Origin of the sequence: Paenibacillus sp. SSG-1 (assembly GCF_002224835.1) — a bacterium.
In the GTDB taxonomy this organism is placed as follows: Bacteria; Bacillota; Bacilli; order Paenibacillales; family Paenibacillaceae; genus Paenibacillus_AQ; species Paenibacillus_AQ favisporus.
This window is the reverse complement of the sequence record NZ_MBRK01000001.1, coordinates 2,875,039-2,892,503: the sequence shown is the minus strand read 5'-3', so window position 1 is coordinate 2,892,503 and position 17,465 is coordinate 2,875,039. Positions and strand designations below refer to the sequence as shown.

Annotated in this window: 18 protein-coding genes and 1 pseudogene; 15 read left to right on the top strand and 4 right to left on the bottom strand. The window is 44.6% G+C overall.

Annotated features, from left to right (window positions below; translation table 11 throughout):
• The first annotated feature begins 25 nt into the window (after nucleotides 1–25).
• Complete coding sequence (locus BCV73_RS13350) at nucleotides 26–385, top strand: MerR family transcriptional regulator (RefSeq protein WP_089547478.1); 360 nt, start codon at nucleotides 26–28, stop codon at nucleotides 383–385.
• A gap of 264 nt (nucleotides 386–649) precedes the next feature.
• Here the strand turns inward: BCV73_RS13350 and BCV73_RS13345 are convergent, their stop codons facing one another.
• The gene (locus BCV73_RS13345) at nucleotides 650–1,294 is read right to left on the bottom strand and encodes a TetR/AcrR family transcriptional regulator (protein WP_256993141.1); all 645 of its coding nucleotides are present in this window, start codon (nucleotides 1,292–1,294) and stop codon (nucleotides 650–652) included.
• Between the two features lie 86 nt (nucleotides 1,295–1,380).
• Between BCV73_RS13345 and BCV73_RS13340 the strand changes: the two genes are divergently transcribed.
• The 10 genes from BCV73_RS13340 (at nucleotide 1,381) to BCV73_RS13295 (ending at nucleotide 10,152) form a co-directional block, all read left to right on the top strand.
• Nucleotides 1,381–1,941 carry a cysteine hydrolase family protein gene (locus tag BCV73_RS13340; RefSeq protein WP_089547477.1) on the top strand — a complete coding sequence of 187 codons (561 nt, stop codon included), beginning with the start codon at nucleotides 1,381–1,383 and terminating at the stop codon, nucleotides 1,939–1,941.
• Nucleotides 1,942–1,957: 16 nt separating this feature from the next.
• A complete protein-coding gene (locus tag BCV73_RS13335; RefSeq protein WP_089547476.1) occupies nucleotides 1,958–3,160 on the top strand; it encodes a multidrug efflux MFS transporter in 1,203 nt (400 codons plus the stop codon).
• Nucleotides 3,161–3,242: 82 nt separating this feature from the next.
• Nucleotides 3,243–3,893, top strand: a complete 651-nt coding sequence (locus BCV73_RS13330) for an MBL fold metallo-hydrolase (protein WP_089547475.1) — start codon at nucleotides 3,243–3,245, stop codon at nucleotides 3,891–3,893.
• Between the two features lie 279 nt (nucleotides 3,894–4,172).
• Nucleotides 4,173–4,625, top strand: coding sequence for a DinB family protein (locus tag BCV73_RS13325; RefSeq protein WP_089547474.1), 453 nt, complete (start codon nucleotides 4,173–4,175; stop codon nucleotides 4,623–4,625).
• Nucleotides 4,626–4,895: 270 nt separating this feature from the next.
• The gene (locus tag BCV73_RS13320) at nucleotides 4,896–5,573 is read left to right on the top strand and encodes a response regulator transcription factor (RefSeq protein WP_089547473.1); all 678 of its coding nucleotides are present in this window, start codon (nucleotides 4,896–4,898) and stop codon (nucleotides 5,571–5,573) included.
• Nucleotides 5,570–6,580, top strand: a complete 1,011-nt coding sequence (locus BCV73_RS13315; protein ID WP_089547472.1) for a HAMP domain-containing sensor histidine kinase — start codon at nucleotides 5,570–5,572, stop codon at nucleotides 6,578–6,580. Before BCV73_RS13320 ends, BCV73_RS13315 begins: the two co-directional genes overlap by 4 nt.
• A 92-nt stretch (nucleotides 6,581–6,672) precedes the next feature.
• Nucleotides 6,673–7,386, top strand: a complete 714-nt coding sequence (locus BCV73_RS13310; RefSeq protein WP_089547471.1) for an ABC transporter ATP-binding protein — start codon at nucleotides 6,673–6,675, stop codon at nucleotides 7,384–7,386.
• Nucleotides 7,383–8,132, top strand: a complete 750-nt coding sequence (locus tag BCV73_RS13305; RefSeq protein ID WP_089547470.1) for an ABC transporter permease — start codon at nucleotides 7,383–7,385, stop codon at nucleotides 8,130–8,132. The genes BCV73_RS13310 and BCV73_RS13305 overlap by 4 nt, the downstream gene beginning before the upstream one ends.
• The gene (locus BCV73_RS13300; protein ID WP_089547469.1) at nucleotides 8,129–8,887 is read left to right on the top strand and encodes an ABC transporter permease; all 759 of its coding nucleotides are present in this window, start codon (nucleotides 8,129–8,131) and stop codon (nucleotides 8,885–8,887) included. Before BCV73_RS13305 ends, BCV73_RS13300 begins: the two co-directional genes overlap by 4 nt.
• A gap of 341 nt (nucleotides 8,888–9,228) precedes the next feature.
• Complete coding sequence (locus BCV73_RS13295; protein ID WP_089547468.1) at nucleotides 9,229–10,152, top strand: alpha/beta hydrolase; 924 nt, start codon at nucleotides 9,229–9,231, stop codon at nucleotides 10,150–10,152.
• Between the two features lie 196 nt (nucleotides 10,153–10,348).
• On the opposite strand, the gene BCV73_RS13290 is transcribed toward BCV73_RS13295, so the two are convergent.
• On the bottom strand, nucleotides 10,349–11,845 hold the full coding sequence (locus tag BCV73_RS13290) for a monooxygenase (RefSeq protein ID WP_089547467.1): 1,497 nt from the start codon (nucleotides 11,843–11,845) through the stop codon (nucleotides 10,349–10,351).
• Between the two features lie 24 nt (nucleotides 11,846–11,869).
• Complete coding sequence (locus BCV73_RS13285; RefSeq protein WP_089547466.1) at nucleotides 11,870–12,271, bottom strand: RidA family protein; 402 nt, start codon at nucleotides 12,269–12,271, stop codon at nucleotides 11,870–11,872.
• A 303-nt stretch (nucleotides 12,272–12,574) separates the two neighbouring features.
• Between BCV73_RS13285 and BCV73_RS13280 the strand changes: the two genes are divergently transcribed.
• Nucleotides 12,575–14,008, top strand: coding sequence for a PAS domain S-box protein (locus tag BCV73_RS13280; RefSeq protein WP_179231989.1), 1,434 nt, complete (start codon nucleotides 12,575–12,577; stop codon nucleotides 14,006–14,008).
• 113 nt (nucleotides 14,009–14,121) lie between these two features.
• Here the strand turns inward: BCV73_RS13280 and BCV73_RS13275 are convergent, their stop codons facing one another.
• Entirely contained in the window at nucleotides 14,122–14,493 is a 372-nt protein-coding gene (locus tag BCV73_RS13275; protein WP_089547464.1) for a MerR family transcriptional regulator, read from the bottom strand.
• Between the two features lie 117 nt (nucleotides 14,494–14,610).
• Here BCV73_RS13275 and BCV73_RS13270 point away from each other — a divergent pair, with 117 nt between their 5' ends.
• The 3 genes and pseudogenes from BCV73_RS13270 to BCV73_RS13260 all read left to right on the top strand — a co-directional run bounded on the left by BCV73_RS13270 (nucleotide 14,611) and on the right by BCV73_RS13260 (nucleotide 17,270).
• Nucleotides 14,611–15,465 (top strand): patatin-like phospholipase family protein, encoded by an 855-nt coding sequence (locus BCV73_RS13270; RefSeq protein WP_089547463.1) that lies wholly within the window; start codon nucleotides 14,611–14,613, stop codon nucleotides 15,463–15,465.
• Between the two features lie 287 nt (nucleotides 15,466–15,752).
• Nucleotides 15,753–16,835 (top strand): annotated as a pseudogene (locus tag BCV73_RS35790) (DUF4037 domain-containing protein).
• Between the two features lie 222 nt (nucleotides 16,836–17,057).
• Nucleotides 17,058–17,270 (top strand): phosphotransferase, encoded by a 213-nt coding sequence (locus tag BCV73_RS13260; protein WP_256993140.1) that lies wholly within the window; start codon nucleotides 17,058–17,060, stop codon nucleotides 17,268–17,270.
• Nucleotides 17,271–17,465: the final 195 nt, after the last annotated feature.

Here is a 17,465-nt window from a genome sequence, read left to right as displayed (position 1 = left end):
AACTTTTTTATAAATGAGGGGTTATATGCTTACAATCGGAGAAGTAGCGAAATCAGTCGGAATCAACATCGGTGCGATCCGTTTTTATGAGAGAAAAGGACTGCTGGAACCGGCTGCGCGCAGCGAGCAGAATAACCGTTTATATACGGAGAACGAGTTGAATTGGCTGGTGTTTATCAAATGTCTGCGTGAAACCGGAATGAGTGTGGAAGATATCAAAATGTATTATGACAAGGTCAAAGAGGGTACCTCAACCCTTCCGGAACGAATTCAGCTGATTCAAGACCAGAAGCAAAAGCTGCTGGATGACATTGAAGAGAAAAAAAACCAGCTCGTCCATTTGGAGCAAAAGCTGGAACGGTATTATCGCGGGGAAAATTACTAGACAGCATACACACTTATAGCGATGTTATCGATTAGGCACCGAAAGAGCTTCTGCTGCTGCTCGGGCGATGCATTCCGCAACAGCGAGCTGATCGACGTATCGATGTTAATGTCTTCGCTCGAATCAGGTTCATATTTTGAGGAAAATGAATAAGGAATGGATACGAGCTTTTAAATAAACTGCCCCTAGACTTGAACGTAACTGTTCGAGCGCTAGGGGTTGTTTATTAGGGAGAGCTATTCGGAAGGTTCTCAAGAGTCTTTTTCACAAGTGGAAAATGTAGCAGATCTGTTCAAATATCGACTCGGGCGAAAGGCCGCGGACATCCCTTTGGATGGAATAGAAGTCACGGCTCAGCACCATCTGGAGCATATCGGCTTTAAAAACACTGTCACTGTCTGCACTTAATGTTTCAGAAGCCGCCATCTTATCGAATAACGACACAAAAATTTTGTTTAGCTCATTGTAGATGGGGCCGCTTGCCCGCGACTTGGGTCGGTTTGTCTGCGAGGAGTCCTCGACGCCGATCAAGAGCTGCGATTTCTTCTCCCGGAACCGGATGAACAAACGGATAAAATATTTCAGCTGCTCTTGCGCCGGCTCCGTGCGGTGTTGCTCCAAGTAGGACTCGTATTCCTCGAATAGAAGGTCGGCGCTGTCGCGGATCAAATCCAGGCACAATTCGCTTTTGTTCTTGTATCGGCGATAGAGGGTTCCTGGCCCGACCTGTGCTTCCGATGCGATCTGGTTCATGCTGACGGCTTCTACACCATGCTGTTCAAACAGCCGAAGCGCCGCATCCAAAATGCGCTGACGATTCGCCGCCGCGTCGCGGCGTTCGGAACGGGGTGGGGATGTATCGGTTTCTTTCATGTGCACATCACGTCCTTGAATTTCGATTTCGATCACGGTTGACAAGTGGAGATGTCTCCGCTTAATATGAAGTGGAGGGTTCTCCGCTTAATCATATCATATGGACTAGGAGTGTACAACGAATGACACAGATCAATTCTGCTTTGTTAGTTATGGACTTGCAGAACGCTATTGCCGGGCACCTTGGGGACAAGCAAGCGCTGTTCCCGTACAAGATGGCGCTGGAAGCCGCACGCAATCACAACATTCCGGTCATCTTCGTGCGAGTCGCCTTCCGCGAAGGCTATCCGGAGATCAGCCCGATGAACCGAATGTTCGCGAGAGCGGCTCAATACGGCGGCATGACAGTGAACGACGAGACGACGCAAATTCATCCGGAGCTGGCGCCTCAGCCAGGAGAGCCGATCGTTACCAAGAAGCGCGTCAGTGCCTTCGCCGGCAGCGATCTGGAGATGATTCTTCGCGCTAAGGGCATCAACCAGCTTATTCTGAGCGGCATCTCCACGAGCGGCGTTGTACTGTCGACGTTGACGGAAGCAGCGGACAAAGATTATCAGCTTACCGTTCTATCCGATGCTTGCTTCGATCCCGATCCAGAAGTGCACCGCGTTCTGCTCGAGAAAGTATTCACCAAACGGGCGGATGTTGTGACGGTAGACGCTTGGGTCGATACTTTGGTGTAAAGAAGGCGCATTTGTAATGCAGATATGGAAAAGAAATTTATGGGTCTGCTGGTTCGGCATGTTCATGACAGGTGTAGGCATGAGCCAGATCGCGCCTGTCTTGCCTCTCTTCATTAAGCAGCTTGGCGTTGAGAACGCATCCTGGATCTCCCAATTGTCCGGCGTCGCATTCGGTGTGACTTATATTATCTCCGCTATATTCTCGCCAATCTGGGGACGCGCGGCAGACAAATACGGTCGCAAGCCTATGCTGCTCAGAGCCAGCCTTGGCATGGCGATCGTCATCGGCTGCATGGGCTTCGCGCCGAATGTCTACTGGCTGATCGGCTTAAGGTTGCTGCAAGGCGTCATTACAGGCTATGGCACGGCTTGCACAACGCTGATCGCGACCCAGACGAGCAAGGAACATTCGGGTTGGGCTCTGGGCACGCTATCAACGGCCAACATCGCGGGCTCCCTGCTCGGACCGTTGATCGGCGGCTTAATTGAAGAGCATTTCGGGATGCAGAACATTTTCTACATCACAGGTGGCTTCATGTTCATCGCCTTCCTGACGACCTTATTCTTCGTGAAAGAGACGTTCGTCCGTACGGAAAAAAAGGTGCCGAGCTTCAAGGAAGTCTGGGCTCAAGTTCCGCAGCCAAGCTTAACGATCACCTTGTTCATTACGTACTTCGTAATGTCGATCGCCACATATTCGGTCCAACCGGTGCTTACGGTCTTTGTCGATCAGATTGCACATGATCTGGGCCACGTCGCATTGATCTCAGGAGCGATTTTCTCGGCTTCGGGATTGGCTACTATCATTGCTGCTCCTCGGTTGGGGAAGCTGTCAGATAAGATCGGGGCACATCAGATCATGCTCTTCACGCTGATCGTGGCAGGTATATTGTTCATCCCACAGGCATTCGTCCATAATCCTTGGGAACTGATGGCGCTTCGCTTCCTGCTAGGATTGGCGGCAGGCGGACTAAATCCTTCGGTCAACGTCTTACTAAAGAAGATCACCCCGTCCAATCTGACCGGCCGCGTGTTCGGATTGAATATGTCGGCTGCCTATCTCGGCGTCTTTGGCGGTTCGGTGCTTGGCGGTCAAATTGCAGGGCATCTCGGCGTCCGATATGTTTTCCTTGTCACTGGCGCATTGCTCTTAATGAATGCTATTTGGGTTTACTTCAAAGTGTACGGCAAGCTGCAGAGGGAGAAATTGCTAGAATAACGCTCAGAAATAAAGCTCAGAAACAAAGCTCAGAACAAGGGGCAGAGTCGCGACCCGATAAACGAAAGGAGCGCATACAATCATGCAGATCAAGTGGTATGGCCATTCGTCATTCCAGTTCACCTCGGACGCCGGAACCAGGATTCTTATCGATCCTTACTACAAGTTCCTCGGCTACCGCATGCCGGTCCCGATCGAATCGGACATCGTCGTCGTGACCCACGATCACGGCGATCACAACAAGATTCAAGCCGCCTCAGGCGATTACTTGGTCGTGAACGAGCCGAAGGAGTACAGCGTAGGAGACGTGGATATTAGCGGCTTCCGCACGTTCCACGACAAGGTGAACGGTCAGAAAAGAGGCCCGAACATCGTGTTCCGCTTCCGGATGGACGGGTTGACGATCTGCCACTGCGGGGATCTGGGCCATCTGCTAACGGAGGAGCAAGTGAACGCCATCGGCCCGGTGGATGTCCTCCTCCTTCCCGTGGGCGGAAGGATGACGCTGGACGGGGCGGAGGCGGCACAGGTGATGCGGCAATTGCAGGCGACCGTGGCGATTCCGATGCACTACAGCACGAAGGCGCTCGGCCTACTCGGGCGATTGTTCTTCGCTAAGGTGGATAAGTTTCTTCAGGCTGTAGGGGCGAAGAAGACTCACGTTCAGACGCTGAACTTGTCCAAGGAGAACGTGCCCCAATATGCCGGGACCGTGACGATGGAGTATAAATAGCAGCCAACCAGCTTCCGCGCGGAAGCTGGTTTTTTCCTTTTCTCCTCAAGCTTGGCTGCTGTCTTCGAATGAACTATGCGAGGAGCTGGACGCCCGTCGACAAGAACATATATGCCTTTAGTTGCTTAGCCATGGTTTTTTTGTGATTTGATATATGTTGTTGTCAAAACCCCATGTAATCATATAATCCAAGGCACAAAAGTCATAACTAACGTTCTTTACATATGCGTTATTATTGGGTTAAATTAACTTATCCATATCAGAAATGGAGGTTAATAAATGAGCAATAAAGCAGCTTTAAGTTATGATCAGACAGCAGAAGAAATACTAAAGTATAAAAAATTCGATGAACAACGCCTTCTTGAGCCAATAAGTGAAGGTAAGTGGTCAGTCAAGGAAATCATAGGACATCTATATTATTGGGATAAGTTTATTTTACAGAATCATGTCCCCTATATGAATGAGGGTGCAAACTTGAACGCTTTCCCTAATCATGACTTACATAATAGAGAAGCCATCGAATACATAAGTGTTTTTACAACAACTGGTTCTTTAATAGATGAGTTTGTCCTGAATCGAAGAATATTAATTAAAGCGATATCTGGAATCGACAGTAATGCTAAGTTCACAATTGGTTCTGGAAAACGTCAATTTACAGTGGATAAATACTTGAAGATATTCATTGACCATGATATCCATCACCTTAAACAAATGAATGAACGACTAAGCTAACGCGATACCACAGTTGAATAACTTACAAGTAAGAAGCTGCCGGAAGCTGATCGGCAGCTTCATTTTTGAGGTATCACATGATCCTGATGTATTTGCCATGCAGAAGTAAAAAACATTTTTGAGGGTGAGGATAATCCGAAAAATGAACCAGCAGCATTAAAGTAAGAAAACAAGAGTAAGCGAACGATAAGATTGTCTTACCTGGAAACGATTATTTATATTGTGTTAATCTGGCTAGTAGTGAACTCAATATAGAGAGGGGGATGTTACTTGAAAAGAACCGTATTATATATAGAAGATAATGAGAAGATAGGCAGTTTGGTGAAAGAAGAATTGGAAAAGCGAGGATTTTCAGTTCAGTGGCTGCTTTCTGGTGAAGGAGCCGAAAAAGAAGTAAATCAGCATGAGATCGTTATATTGGATATCATGTTACCTGGTTTAGATGGTTTTACTGTGGGAAAACGATTAAAAAAGGCAGCTCCTGCTGTTCCTATTTTGCTGTTATCCGCTCGAACATCGATCGATGATAAGGTAGATGGCTTACAATTTGCTGATGACTATTTAACGAAACCATTCCATACGGATGAATTAGTTGCAAGATTGGAAGTATTAATCCGTCGAAGTGGTGTCACACATTCCAAACGCATTTTATTAGGAAATCATATTGAAGTAGATCCGGAAGGCCAAATGGTATTTGACAAACACACAGGTGAAGAAATTATATTGACAGGGAAACAACATCAAATTTTAATGTATTTCTTACGCCATCCTAATCAAGTTTTACCTAAAGAACAAATTTATGAAGCAATTTGGCAAGAAGCTTATATAACTGGTGATAAAACAGTAATGGTGCATATCCGTCGGCTACGTCAAAAGTTGGAACGTAATCCAGATTCCCCAGAGATTATCGAAACGTTGAAGGGAATAGGCTACCGGGTGAAACTATGAAACAGAACAGATCATTATTTCGTCGGTTTCTAAAAGTACATTTTCTATTTATCTTTCTTCCTCCGATAATGCTGATTTTCATCAGTGCGTTTTTTGGGGTTTCAAATACACATGAAAAAAATGTGAATACGTTAAATCTGTTTTACAATTCCGTGCTATTGTTTGGTTTTATTATGGTCGCATTTGTTATATTATCTTGGCTGTTCTTCTTGAAACTTCAAAAACGTCTCGCTCACTTAAAGGAAGTCATGTCATCTTCAGCTAAAAATAACTCATTTCCTAAACCCATATCTGTTCAAGCGGATCGTATGGATGAGATAGACCAGTTAGGAAGTTCTTTTAATTGGATGATTCAGCAGCTTGAAGACAGTCGCAAGCGGGAATATGAAGAGGAGTTATTACGACATCGACTCATTGCGAATTTATCTCACGATTTACGAACACCACTTACTATTTTGAGAGGACACGTCACCAGATTAAATAAAGAATCTATAAGTTTAGAAGGACAGAATTCATTAACAGAGATAAATCATACGATTACTAGAGTCGGAGATCTAATGGATGATTTATTTTCCTACACATTGCTTACATCAGGGAAACATCCTTTTCAATCCACTTCAACAGATATTGGACGTTTAGTAAGAGCATCTGTTGCTGCGTGGTATCCTCTATTTGAAGAAAAAGAAATTCAGCTCGATGTTGATTTACCGACAGAGGAGACTTTTTATTGGGAAGCAGATCCTAAATGGATGACACGAGTTCTGGATAATTTATTTCAGAATATTATTCGCCATGCAGCAGAGGGAAAATATATAAACATTGTGGTCGATGTAGAAAAAGAACAGATTATTATTGCAGACAGAGGTCCAGGTATGGATAACTCATCCTACGAGGGCGGAGCGGGGATTGGTTTATCGACTTCAAATTATATGTTAAAAAAAATGAAGCTGAAAGCTGATTTTACATCCAATGAAAATGGAACAAGAGTAGCTATTGGCAGAGCTTAACCTAGAGTTAACCCAGAAGTAAACAGCATGATAACCGAGATGTAACCTTGCTTCTTTATCATTGGAACCATAACAGAAAGGAAGTGTTATGGTTGATTACAATTCATAACTTGGTGAAACGTCGCGGAACTCAAGAGATCTTATCAGGTATCAGTTTTAAGGCCAGACCAGGTAGAGTAACGGGTTTTTTAGGTCCCAATGGGGCAGGCAAAAGTTCTACACTTCGGATCCTGCTTGGGTTAGATCGTGCCACCTCAGGAAATGCACTCATTGATGGAAAGCCATTCGCAGAGTTACATAATCCTCTAACAACAGTAGGTGCCGCACTTGATGGATCTGGAGCTCATCGTATGCGAACAGGACGGGCGCACTTGCGTTGGATGGCACATGCCGCAGGATTGTCTCGCTCACGTGTCGAGGAAGTGCTGGATATAGTAGGTCTTACGAATGCAGCCGGAAAAAGAGTCGGGAATTATTCCCTCGGTATGGGAAGAAGACTTGGTATGGCAGCTGCACTCCTTGGAGACCCAAAAATATTGGTTCTAGATGAGCCCGTAAACGGCCTCGACCCGGAAGGGATTCGCTGGATTCGGACGTTTTTACGTGAACGTGCTGCGTCTGGTAATACGGTGTTACTATCCAGTCATCTCATGGGAGAGCTTGCAGCGACTGTTGATGATGTGGTGATTATTCATCACGGAAAAATCGTTGCAGATGGAACATTGGAAGAAGTAATAGGTAACCATTCCACGCTAGAGGAAGCCTTTTTTGCCCTGACATCTGGACTAGCAGGTGATGTTGTATGAGAGCGTTCAACGCGGAATTATCTAAATTGTTCTCCCTGCCGGGCATTTGGCTTGCCTTTCTGATCGGAGTATTTGCTCCAGCGGTCATTGCCGCCTTGGACAGCATGGCACAAAAAGAGGAGATTATAGCTGGAGTTAGCACACGGCTATCGGAAGTTGGCTACATTGGATTAGGTCTTGGTGTACAAGGCGTCATTATTCTCGGTGTGCTTGCCGTCAGCAGCGAGTATTTGGCAGAGGGCAATGAATCAGGCGGAGGACAGCAGATTACAACAAGTTTAACGGTTGTTTCATCAAGGCTTCATTTTTTGCTGGCAAAAGCAGTCGCTGTGACAGTGATCAGCATATTGCTTAGTGTTGTGGCTATTATGACAACGGTGTCTGCTACGCATCTTGTTCTTGGCGAGTACACCCCTGCATTTGAATGGCCTAAACTGCTCGGTGCAGTTTGTTACTGGGCATTCACTGCTCTTTTAGCATTTGGGATTACTGTTCTAACAAAGCATGGCATGATCCCGCTTGCTGTGCTCATCATAAATACATCCTTTGTATCATTCAGTTTCCTGCTTTCTAAGGTTACAAAGTTGGCGTTATACTTACCGGATCGGGCCGGCTTTGAAATGTTTATGTTTCTGAGCAATAGATTTCTCACCCCGCTCACAGGCGGTTTAGTCATGTTTGCCTGGGTCGTCGTTCTTTTCATTGCTGCAGCTATCGTATTCCATAGAAGGGACGTTGCATCATGAGTTTCCCTTCGAGTAAAAAGATAACACGAATCCTTGGCGCTGAACTGGATAAATTAGTTACACTACCTTCAATATGGCTCACTCTTACAGGTACATTCATACTTAATTTACTGTTAGCTGCAACTTTTACTTCTGTTGGTCTACAAGGGGCAGCAGGAACGCAAAGTATACTGAATATAGGACTTGCTTCTATGAGATATCTTCAAGCAGGGTTCATTATTCTTGGTATACTAGCTACTTGTTCGGAGTACACTGGTGGACAGATTCGAACTACTTTAACTACGATACCTTGGCGGGGGGTTCAGTTATCCACGAAGCATTTAGCATTGGCAATTATAACCATTCCTGCGGCATTTATTATGGCTGCTTCAGGTGTTCTATATACTTTTACGATGATGAGAGACACAGCAGTAGTGATTGAAATAGACACGATGATAAAAACACTATTAGGTGCAACAGGTTATCTAACATGTACCACACTTCTTAGTGCAGCTATAGGTGCTTTATTTAGAAGAACCACTCCTGCTTTAGTGGTGCTGCTAGGTTATTATTTCGTTGTCAGTCCATTGACGAGAGATTTTCCACATAGAATTAGGAAATACTTTCCAGATACGGCAGGATATTATATGTATATGCCGCCTTCCTCTGTTAAATTAAATTACCTTACACCCATGCAAGGGGCAGGTATTTCAATGTTATGGACACTGATCTTGATTACAGTAGCTATTGTACTTTTCCGTAAACGAGATGCCTAAGTTTTAGGTTCTCAATTTGACAGAAAAATGAGTCAAATCGCGGGTTTGCTTTAGTGATGACGGGAAATCCTGCACCTTTAAAGTTATGGAGAAAATCGGAATGAAGTATGAAGGGATCCTGAGTAACCGCTACGAGTGACGATTGAGTTAACGGGAAACGCTAGCTCAATGAAAACATCTGGAGGCTGCTGGCTTTTTGGTCGGCTGCACATCGCTCCCTTTAATCGAACATACATTTTGTGTATATTTAACACACACCAATCAAAGGAGGTTAAATATGAGATCAATTGATTTAACAAGAGTTTCCTTCAACAAGTAATAGTTAGAGGTGTAGAAAATCTATGAACGTATTTTTTAAAGGAACAAAAATGGTATATGTATTGCTCATATTGTTAGTAATGATTACAGGATGCACCACTAATAAGCCTATATCTCCAGATGAAAATCAATCTCTATCTAATCAACCTCAAAATACGAAACCTATAGAAGATGCTGTAAATGAAACACCAGTTGCCGAAGTGAAGAACATACCAACTAACAAACCGATTGATTATGATCCTGCCTGGCCGGATCGTTCGGTGAAATCTTCTAACGGGCATCTTGTGAACAGTTGTGTTCCTGAAGAGCTACGGAATAAAGCAACTACATTAACAACCAGTGATGGGGTGCATCTGTCTGCACTTGTGCTTGGCAGCGGAGATAAAGGAGTCCTGCTTGCACACGAGCAAGGCTATAACATTTGCTCTTTTCTTGACATGGGAACAGAGCTGGCTGATAGTGGATATCTAGTTGTTATTCCTGAATATCGTAATCATGGTGCTTCACAGAATATTCCGGAGGATAATCAGAATATAGATCGTGATGCAGATGCTGCCTTAAGCGAACTCAAGCGATTGGGGGCAAAAGGAGTGTTTTTGGCAGGAGCATCATGTGGCGGCAGTACAGCAATCATTGCAGGCGTTCGTCAAGCGCTGCCTATTGAGGGGCTGATTATTCTTTCTTCTCCTGCACAATGCGGACCACTTGATGCCATTCCAAGCGTGGAGAAGATAAAAGCACCATCCGTGTTTGTTTTTTCACCTGGCGATTATGGAGGCTCAATTGAAAAAGAAGTGCGCAAATTATATCAAGCATCCGGAGCAACGGATAAAGAGCTGATTGTGGATGAGAGTGGTTATCACGGAACAGATATGTACCACAGGGGAGAGCACGGTGATGTATTAAAGTCCAAGCTTATTGACTTTGTTAAAAAGGTATTTAATTAAAGTAAATCGGGGCGTAGTGTTGTAAGACGACAAGAACATACATGATTAAAAGCCGCGTAAGAGCGGCTTTTTTTGTTGTAACGATATATACAGAACGGTCATATCTGCGGTTTCTCCTGTGTAACGTTCTGAGTGGCTTTATCCTAAAGAAGTGGGGGACAGGGTCTCAATCGGCAGATTTATGATGCTTGTATGGCTAACCCGTTATGTCTCCACACCAGCGAGTGATACCTTCATTTATTTTTTGCATTGGATTCGCCTCAGATAGAGAAATCGCCCAGGCAATATGTCCATCCGGACGAATAAGTGCCGTGTGGACGTCGTTCCAATCCGCGTCTGCCTCAGCCAAAGATGCATGTAATACTTGAAGGTTGCTATACGTTTCCCATTGGCCGCTAATCTGTTCATTAGAATGGAACTGCAGCAGAAGAAAAATACCTTTGTTCAGGAGCGGATAGGAGTTAATCAATTGCCCGTCTTTCAGTTGTAAGCGGAGATCTTTGAACCGTTTCCCGTTTAAAGGATGGGAAGGCGCTTCGGCGTCGGGTGCATAATGTACGTCCATGGCGGAAATCTGTGCAGCGATTTGATAATTAGCCTCGGGTATTTGAATTAGATTAGCCAACATACTTCGCAGTTCCGTGATGGGAGGAGTCACGTCCAGAAGCAGGGTTTGGACCTCGGTATTCCGGAGCAAGGCCGTATTCCATGGGAAACGTTCGGCATGATAACTATCCAATAGCCAGTCCGGAGCCCAGCCTTTGATGGCTCCTGCAAGCTTCCAGCCTAAGTTCATCGCTTCTTGTAAGCCCACGTTCATTCCTTGTCCACCAGCCGGAAAATGAATGTGCGCCGAATCTCCCGCTAAGAACAATCGACCATTCCGATAGCGTCCCGCCTGCCGCGTCGCATTTCCGAAACGGGACATCCATTTCACATCATTCAATCCCAAGTCGCTTCCGGTCGTACGGATGAGCGATGAACGAAACTCTTCCAAGGTAACCTTCTCATCCTTAGAGACGTTACGTCTCTCCATATCGATAATCAAGACCCGATAGATATGATCATTGATCGGCATGATGCTGACCAAACCTTTTTCTGTAATTCGGGATATAACACTCATAGGAGCCAAATCAGATAGAACGGCATCTCCCAGAATAGCCGTAAAGGTCGTATCTGTACCTTCAAAGGATATATTTGCAGATTTGCGAACCAAACTTCTGGCTCCATCCGTACCTACCACATAAGCTGATCTTAATGCTGTTTCTCCATGAGGTCCGGCGATCTTAACGTCGACCCCATCCTCATCCTGATGCGCAGATAGAGCCTCAAACCCTCTCCAGACCTCTGCGCCAAGGCTAAGAGCCCATTCCTCCAGCACCTTCTCCGTCTCACTCTGCGGTAAAAAGAGAGTGTGATTGGAAGAAGAATCCAGCACAGAGAAATCCAAAGGAGTTTCTAATCCGGCAAAATGTCCTCTCGAAAGTAAGCGGCCTTTACTGATTAGTTGTGATTTCACTCCACGCATATCTAATATTTCAAGGGTTCGTGGATGTACGGTAAGCGCACGTGAATACGGGGTTGTCTCTTTTAATCGCTCAATGACGCAGACCTTTACACCGGCTAATGCCAATTCTCCAGCTAACATCATGCCGACAGGTCCGCCACCGATAAGGATGACTTCATATTTCATATCAATAACCTCTTTTCTTAAACATTATGGGATGATCACGATTGCGTCTATTTCGATAAGCCATTCAGGATCGGCTAGTGCTTGAACGCCTATATAGGTACTTGCTGTCTTCGGCCAGTTAGAGCCAAACACATGAAATCCGGCGTCAAAAATAATCGAAATCAATTCCGGGTGGTGGTTTACCACAAAAATGTTCATTTTTGCAATGTACAATGGATCCGCTCGCGCGGCTTCCAATGCATACTTAAGATTGGTGAACACTTGAATCGCTTGCGCGTAATAGTCCCCTGAACCGACCAATGCGCCTGTTTCATCTACAGCAACCTGACCTGAGATGAAGGCCAGTTTAGAGGCAGTAGTTACCACGACATGGGAAATGACAGATGTAACTTGATCCGTCAATGTCTTGGGATTCACGATTTCCATAGGCAGGAATGAACCTCCTTCATTAATTATTGTTTTGTTTCACTTGAATCTTTTTCGGTACTGATAAAATAGGACGTTATAAAAATTATATATAATTATAGTTTCATATGAAACAAAATAATTGTACATTGTCACTCTTTATCCTGTCAACCCCAATCTCAATATGCGAGTAAGTCTATATTTCTCTGGAAACAATCTGTGATATGATGTGGCAAATAAGTCGAGGAGCCATTGTGAAGGACTTCCTAAAATGCTTGTCGAATGTGTTCCTATTCGAGCCCTTCTGAAGAGGTGTTGAGACCAATGCTTAGGAAACCATCGGACAAGGATCTAGAAAAGTACTTCCAGGATATTGAGGAAATATTACGAGAGCAGCAAGGCATGACCTTCAAATTTATAAATGAAGATGGACGGTTTGTTCATACTTATTGCGCTGGACAATTAATGTCCAAAATGGGTTTGGAGGAAAGAGACGTCCTTGGGAAAGAACTTAAGGACTTTCTCCCCGCTGGGAAAGCGGCAGCCAAGGAATGGCACTATGTTAAAGCCTGGGAAGGAAATGAAGGAGTCACGTATGAAGGGGAATCGAAAGGCATCTATTATTTGGCATCGCTGAGGCCAATTCGACGAGATGGTAAGGTTATTGAGGTTATTGCCTCATGCGTGGATATTACGGAACGGAAAAAGGCGGAACAAGAGCTGGAAAGAACTAAGAAATTGCTGGAATCGATCATTGATGACTCGGCAGATGGTATTTGTATCATAGATACAGGGGGGAATGTGATACGTGTAAACCATTCATTTGAAATGTTATATGGTTGGTCTGAAAATGAGTTGATTGGCAGGCAGTTGCCCATTGTCCCGCCGGAGATGGAAGATGAATTCAAATCCATTACCCAAGAAATCCAAGGTGATATGCTGGCAAAGACTTTTGAGACGGTTCGGCAGAATAAAGCCGGAGAGTTAGTACATGTTTCTATAACCCTTTCTCCAATTAAAAATGGCTACGGCGAAATTATTGCATTGACAGGCATTACCCGTGACATCTCTGAGCGCATAAAATCTGAAGAATTTTTCCGGAAAGCAGATAAATTAAATGTTGTTGGACAATTGGCCGCAGGGCTAGCACACGAAATCCGCAATCCTTTAACATCACTAAAGGGCTTTCTTCAGCTTATGAAGGAATCTGATAAGAGAAGAGTCGAGCACTGTGAGATTATGTTATCTGAGGTCGACCGGATGAATAGTATTATCAATGAGCTATTGATATTCTCCAAGCCGCAGCCGAAGGTTTTAAAAAGGAACGATATAGGTACCCTTTTGTATAGTGTAATAAATTTATTAGAAGCCCAAGCTACAATGAATGGGGTTCAAGTTTACATAGAAATACATGGAGATCTTCCTCCAATTTGTTGTTCGGAAGTGGATATTAAACAAGTGTTCGTCAATGTATTAAAAAATGCAATTGAGGCAACTCCGAATGGTGGCAAAATTCAGATCGTCGCCTTTGAGCAATTGAATGAGCTCATTATCCGTATTAAGGATGAAGGTATTGGGATACCTACTGACAACCTTCATCGGTTAGGGGAACCCTTTTATACGACAAAGGAACAGGGGACAGGGCTTGGTTTGATGATGTGCTATAAAATTATTCATGACCATAAAGGGAACTTGAGCATTCGAAGCGCACTTAATCAAGGAACCACGGTCGATATCGAATTACCTGTTACGGACTAGCTGCTCTGGAATATCGATACGGTGGTTTGAGTTTAACAGTAAAAATAGTTTAAGGAAAATAGAGGCGAGAACTATAGCTGAAGTGTATTACGATAGGAGCATAAACGATTTTCTTATGTTCCCTTCTTCTCCAGCAGCGCCAATTTGTTGTCTAGCATCCGAGCGAGAAGAGACTGCGATTGTTCCAATTCTCTTTTCCTATGGTCCATTTCCTTCATTTTCTTCCGCAAAAATTCAATGGCCCGGGAGAGCTCAAGTTTGTTCCCGTCTTCTTCCTTTAAAATAACTTGGATTTCCCTTATCGTAAAACCCGCAGCCTGAACCCTTTTAATCAGTAAAAGGTGTTCGACCGCTTCCTCGGTATATTCACGATAATTATTGTCCCTGCGCTCAACGTGGCGTCTATCCAGCAATCCTTCCTTCTCGTAATAACGAATGGTCGGCGGATTTAACCCGGTCTTCTGCGCCAGCACATGAATTTTCATACTTCCTCCCGCGTAAGGCTTGACCTTCAAGTATACTTTATAGTTTATACTTTAGAGGTCTAATGGAACCTTGTCAAACCTATTGGCACAATAGTCGATCAGAAGGAGGAGCTGTGAATGAACGCTCAGAAAAGGAATTCACCGACCAGAGCTGTAGTTTTGGGGGGCGGTGGCGTGACGGGGATCGCATGGGAGGTTGGTGTCTTAGCGGGACTGCTCGAATCCGGAGTAGACCTCCATCGAGCTGACGTGATCATCGGAACGTCCGCCGGTGCCTTTGTCGGAGCAGCCTTGGCCAGTGGATACGACATGAATAATCTGTTTGCCGCCCAGTCGGAGGCGAACGCAGCCGAGTTACCGGTCGCCGCTTCCGATGAATTGAGGCAAGCGTGGTATAGGGCATTTGCCACGGGAGGAAGCGATCCACGAAAAGTCGGGGCAGAATTTGGCCTTATCGCCAAAAATACGCCCTCCCCCGTGTCGCCTGAACAGCGGCGCGCCGTGGTCGAGAGTCGCCTTGTGACCAGAAAATGGCCGGCGAATCTTAAGGTGACCGCCATCGATGCCGATACCGGGCAACTTCATACTTTCGATCATCAATCGGGAGTTTCTTTGCTCGATGCCGTGTCAGCCAGCGGAGCCGTTCCGGGAATTTGGCCGCTTGTATCGATCGGTGACCGCTCTTGGACCGACGGAGGAATGGTGTCCACGACCAATTCAAGGCTGGCTGAAGGTTACGATCGGATCGTGATTCTCTCCCCGATGCCAAATGGTTATGGCTCCATCCCGGGAGCGGCGGAGGATGCGGCAAGCATGCGTACAAACGCGGACGTTTATCTTATAACTCCCGATGAACGCAGCGTTGTGGCCATCGGCCCGAATCCATACGACCCGGCCCGCCGCAGCGTAACAGCGATCGCCGGACGGGAGCAGGGATGCTCTATAGCCGAAGCCGTTCTGACTATTTGGTAATGCTATTCAAATTGAATGGGTAGGAATTCTCTGGGTCACTCAGTGTTATGTCGGTTATTTGATTCGAACTATGAAAAAAGCCAACTCATTCATCTGAGTTGGCTTTTTCATAGGCATGGTTTGACTACATAATAGTCAAGACATCACGATCCAGCCGTTTTAGCTCTTAAGAAGGCTCATTACGCTAACGGGGAGGGTAGTTCTACTATAAAGTTTTTTTTAACTATACATTGCATCCAGATTATGCTGAAATTATTAATGAATGGGCTTAAAAATAATTGTGGTTGATGGACTTGGAGGAATGGGGAATGTCTTTTATCAAAGGAATAGAATTATGCCGTCGATTTCATATCGAAATCGTTGAGCTTGTAATGACGGACAGTTACCCTTTCTTGTCCTATTCATCGGCTCTAATTGGTCCCGGTAGCGAAGTGCTCGGATATGATACGGAAATGTCGACTGATCATGATTGGGTTCCCCGGGTATATCTTTTTCTTAACCAACCAGATATCGGGTATTCCGAACACATACAATCAACACTGCAAGAACGAGCTCCAGAACGGTTCTATGGCTTTCCCGTAGATATAGGGAGGAGCGTAATTACCACGGTGCCGAGGTTCATTCAAAGTTACCTGGCTGTAAACAAAATTGAAGAGTTAGAGCCAATAGATTGGCTAACCTTTCCTTCGCAGTCACTTCTCGAAATAACACGGGGGGAAGTTTATAGGGATGATAACGGTCAACTTTCCACATTACGCAAACGATTCGAATATTACCCTCACGATATTTGGTTATAACTTATGGCATCCAGTTGGCAGCGAATCGGTCAAGAAGAACATCTGATGCATCGTTCGGGTTTTATCGGGGACGAACTTGGCTCAGCTATTATTGCTTCTCGCCTTGTCCGCGATATTATAAATCTCTGTTTTCTCATGGAGCGTCAATATGCACCTTATCCAAAATGGTTTGGTACGGCATTTAAACGTTTGAAATGTTCTGATCAATTACTTCCCTACCTTTGGACTGCTCAAACGGCAGTTACATGGAGAGAACGCGAGTGTGCTTTGAATAATGCTTACAAACATCTATCACATATGCACAACGGACTAAAGATCACTGAAAAGATTCCCGATGAAGTTTCATACTTTTTTGATCGTCCTTTTAAAGTCATGAGGGGTGAAGATGTTGCTTGCCTCATTGCAAATCAGATTGTCGATACAGACATTCGGCAGTTATCCAAAAAACGTTTGATTGGTAACATTGACCAGATCACAGACAACACGGATTTCAGGAACATGAATAAGTGGTCTGAGGGAGAAGGAGTTTACGCAAGAAAAGCTTTGAAAAAACTATTTAAGCCCGGTTTGTAATTTAAATCCAAAAGGCTTCCACGGTGACCGTTAAGAGCCGGGATGAGGCGCTGCAGGCTGTGCTTTCCAGAATCGACCCCTGCGGCACTGTGCAAGAAGTTTTCGAATGGCACGTTGGTCGCTGATTCCATTGAATATTATAAGCAGAATAAAACTTGCCCGATGCCATACGGCCAATCGATGACGCTGCTTATGATGGTGGAGAGTTAGAAGCATGTGTAGCTGTCAAGACTTACTTCTCTACCCAAGTCCAAAGATACATACGGTTTGACTCATACTGATTTTCATCAAAGTAATTTTTATCTGTATAATGGAGACATTTATTTATTCGATTTTGATGATTGCGGTTATACGTATTTCGTAAACGATATCGGGATTACATTGTGTTATGCACTTTTTTATCCCTTTAAGGAATTTGAAAATAAAACGGAATAATATAAATTGTTTTTCCGCCATTTTATATAAGGATATCTAAATAAAATAGTATTCATTAACCTGGAGCATTGTATTGTACCGGCTGCCGGGTAAAACTCCAACACATCTGTAATTGATTTTGGAGTGGATGATAAATTCGTGAACGAAAGTTATGGGTATGCGACGGTATAACAAGTATTCTTCATTGGGCTAATG